This window comes from Salinivibrio sp. MA440, from assembly GCF_001996265.1.
Lineage (GTDB): Bacteria > Pseudomonadota > Gammaproteobacteria > Enterobacterales > Vibrionaceae > Salinivibrio > Salinivibrio costicola.
The window spans coordinates 1-3,447 of record NZ_MUFI01000087.1 but is presented as its reverse complement, the minus strand read 5'-3'; the positions used below and the strand labels follow the sequence as shown (position 1 = coordinate 3,447).

4 protein-coding genes are annotated in these 3,447 nt (G+C 45.0%); 2 read left to right on the top strand and 2 right to left on the bottom strand.

The genetic code is table 11. The features are described 5' to 3' along the window. Nucleotides 1–133: 133 nt before the first annotated feature. Both fabA and BZG80_RS15555 read right to left on the bottom strand, forming a co-directional pair. Nucleotides 134–649, bottom strand: a complete 516-nt coding sequence (fabA, locus tag BZG80_RS15560) for a bifunctional 3-hydroxydecanoyl-ACP dehydratase/trans-2-decenoyl-ACP isomerase (protein WP_077460553.1) — start codon at nt 647–649, stop codon at nt 134–136. A 68-nt stretch (nt 650–717) separates the two neighbouring features. Further along, nucleotides 718–2,373 (bottom strand): AAA family ATPase, encoded by a 1,656-nt coding sequence (locus tag BZG80_RS15555; RefSeq protein WP_077679761.1) that lies wholly within the window; start codon nt 2,371–2,373, stop codon nt 718–720. A gap of 187 nt (nt 2,374–2,560) precedes the next feature. Between BZG80_RS15555 and matP the strand changes: the two genes are divergently transcribed. Continuing rightward, nucleotides 2,561–3,010 (top strand): macrodomain Ter protein MatP, encoded by a 450-nt coding sequence (gene matP / locus BZG80_RS15550; protein ID WP_077460551.1) that lies wholly within the window; start codon nt 2,561–2,563, stop codon nt 3,008–3,010. Between the two features lie 29 nt (nt 3,011–3,039). After that, a complete protein-coding gene (locus tag BZG80_RS15545) occupies nt 3,040–3,330 on the top strand; it encodes a DUF3634 family protein (RefSeq protein WP_021023215.1) in 291 nt (96 codons plus the stop codon). The last annotated feature ends 117 nt before the right edge of the window (nt 3,331–3,447 follow it).

The window sequence follows — 3,447 nt, the reverse complement described above, 5'->3', positions numbered from 1 at the left end:
TTCTAAAATCATTATCACGTTAACGTAGGTCTCGAAAGGGAAAGGGAAAGGGAAAGGGAAAGGGAAAGGGAAAATTAACGGGGGAGAACAAATAATAGTAAAGCCGGCGAAGGCACCGGCTTTACTGAAACGCTTAGAATGCCGATGTGTCTTGGAATAGACCGACTTTTAAATCTTTAGCGACGTAAATCTCTTTATCATCGACAAAGACATGGCCATCACCAACACCCATTACCAGTTTGCGATTAATTACACGCTTCATATGAATCTCATAACGAACGCGTTTAGCAGTAGGGAGAACTTGGCCTGTGAATTTTACTTCGCCAACCCCGAGGGCTCGGCCTTTGCCTTCGCCACCGATCCAGCCTAAGAAAAAGCCAACCAGCTGCCACATCGCATCTAAACCCAGACAACCAGGCATAACAGGGTCACCAGGGAAATGACAATCGAAAAACCATAGATCGGGATTGATATCCAGTTCAGCGACAATTATGCCTTTATCAAAGTCACCGCCTTGATCGGTAATGTTGGTGATACGGTCCATCATCAACATGTTAGGGGCAGGAAGCTGTGGACGTCCTGGACCAAAAAGCTCACCTTGGCTCGATGCGAGTAGATCATCGCGATTATAGGAATTTTGGCGTTTCATTATATCTAAACTGCTCCTTATTCAATTGCGAGCAGTTTAGCGTACACGTGTACGCCAAACAACTCGGATCAGTACTGGCCAAACCAGTTTTTTATGCGTTTAAACAAACTGTTGCAGCTTTGTTTTTCATCAGTATGAAAATGATTTATTCGATTAGATATTTTTCTTAGTAATGTCTCGTCTTCTTCTCCTGAGAATGGGAGACCCGTCACAAGAGGTAGAGCCTGCTCGACATCATCTACCGCCCAAATATGAAACTGTCCAGCTTTAATGGCTTCAACGACATCATTGCGTAAACAAAGGGATGATAGATTCGTTTTCGGCAACACCACACCTTGCTGGCCAGTTAATCCTCGGTGTGCGCAAACTTGATAGTATCCCTCAATTTTTTCGTTGATTCCGCCAACGGCCTGAACGCGACCAAATTGATCGACGGCTCCCGTTATCGCAATGGCTTGATTAATCGGTTGTTGAGAAAGGGCGCTTACAAAAGCACACAGTTCGGCCAATGATGCACTGTCTCCATCGACCTCGCTATAAGATTGCTCAAACACAATGGATGCCGAATAAGGCAGGGGATCATCAAGATTTAGGGCCACGCTCACAAAGGCTTGCATAATCATCATTCCTTTGGCGTGAATATTGCCAGCCAATTCCGCTTTGCGCTCAACATCGGCAATATCACCGTCGCCAGAGTGAACCACACATGATATCCGAGCTGGCTCGCCGTAGCTCAATGGATGACCGGGCACCTCAATCACAGTGAGACCATTGATTTGACCAATATGTTCACCGCGCGTATCAATAAAAACTTGTCCTTTGTGTATGTCTTCAATGGCACGCTCTGGCAAATACGCAGCTCGCTGATAACGGCGCGTAATGGCCGCATCAATCGCATTGCCGTCTAATACCTCATCGACCGTCATCAGTGATTCAGCCAATAATTGATGATACCAAATAGGACAAAGTGGCATACGTAACTGATCTTCACTTTCTCGTGCACCCGCTTGGAGTAAACGCACCAGCGCGGAGTCGGAGACACTTAAAGCGGTCAGTGTGGTGACAATACCTTTTAACCAAGAAAAGTAGGGCGTGATATTACTTGCGTTGAGCTCAATGTCTTGTTCATACTCAGCATAAGCAGATAAGCCATCGTAAAGGTCAGGCTCGTTGGTTTCAAAATCGGCTAGCCACTGCCTATCGCCAACCAATACCAGTCGAACATCAAGGCTTTCATCGGGTAATTCGGTTATTTGATCGGGACGCGCTGTTTGCCAAGCCAGATTACCTGTCGATAAAAATTGCTTCAGACGCACCCAAACACGAGGTTGTTGCAAAATATCGGCAACTTTTAAAATTAAAACGCCACCGTTGGCTTGATGGAGTAAGCCCGATTTTTTTTGTGACGCTGTCACATTTTTATTATTATCATAAGCAAACCCGAATAGCGTCGACTCTGTAACGGCCTCACCAATTAAAACAGGCGAACTCGGGCATTTTGCGACTAGCTCATCCCGATATGCATTAAGATAGTGTGGAAGATCAGCAGACATGACGGTCAGGCAACGTGTCGGGCACGAAGATGACATCAACCACTGCAGAGCCTGGGTTAAACGTGACTGCAGCGACAGTAGCGTGGCGGCCTCTAAATACTCAAACTGTGCGATGTCTGGGGAAAACTGAGAATAATGTGGTTTGGCATCACGCCAATCAACTTCATGCATGTCTATGATTACTGACTAAGATTAGAATGGTTAAAGCATAAAGGATAACACACTACGGTAATAAAATGGCGCCATAACGAAGGGATAAATAACCAACGGGTAGGGTGCGTATCTAGGTGTGTGATAATTGAACAGGCAGCGAGTTAGTGTTACGCTGTCACTCATTGGCGTGACTGAAGCTTGGCATATGAAATATCAACAACTCGAAAACCTTGAAGCAGGCTGGAAATGGGCCTATTTGGTAAAAAAATGGAAAGATGGTGACGCTGTCACAAAATACATCGACGCAGACGAGGCAAATACTGCCGTTAATGCGTTGCTGGCCCTTGAGCATGAACCCACGCGAGTTGAACAGTGGATTGACAAGCACATGGCGCCATCATTAGATAAAAAACTCAAACAAGCCATTCGTGCCAAGCGAAAACGCCACTTTAATGCTGAGCAAGAGCAAACGCGTAAAAAGTCGATCGATTTAGACTATCGCGTATGGGAAAAGCTGTCGCAAAAGGCCCATGAGCTTGATGCGACCTTGTCTGACACGATTGAATATTTGTTGTCTGAGGCTAACCGCTCAGAAAGTGCCAATAAGCAAGTGGATACGCTAAAGCAAGATCTTAGCAACTTGCTGGATATGTAAAACCTTTTATCAATAAGTGAGCATGCAGTATGGGCTACTTTTTACTGATTTCTTTTGCCATATTTCTCGCATTTATGTTGATCGACCGGCCATTGCTGGTGATAGCGTTTAAGGATGGCCAATTAGTGCGTCATAAAGGCAAAGTACCGAAAGGTTTTTTACATGATTGCCAAGATATCGCTAAACGTCATCCGTTTACGGGGACAGTAAAGGTATATAGCAATCGGTTTAAGCCCGCAAAAGTCGTGCTGTCGCGCAGTATTGATCATCGTACTCAGCAACGAATTAAAAATGTGTTCCCGCATCAGTCATTCAAATAATTACAATGCACACATTGAGCATCGAGGCAATACGGCGTGAATGGCTCAAACCAGACATGACTAAATGACTCATTTACACTCCCAACATCAGTGCGCATTATATAGATTATGTTAAAT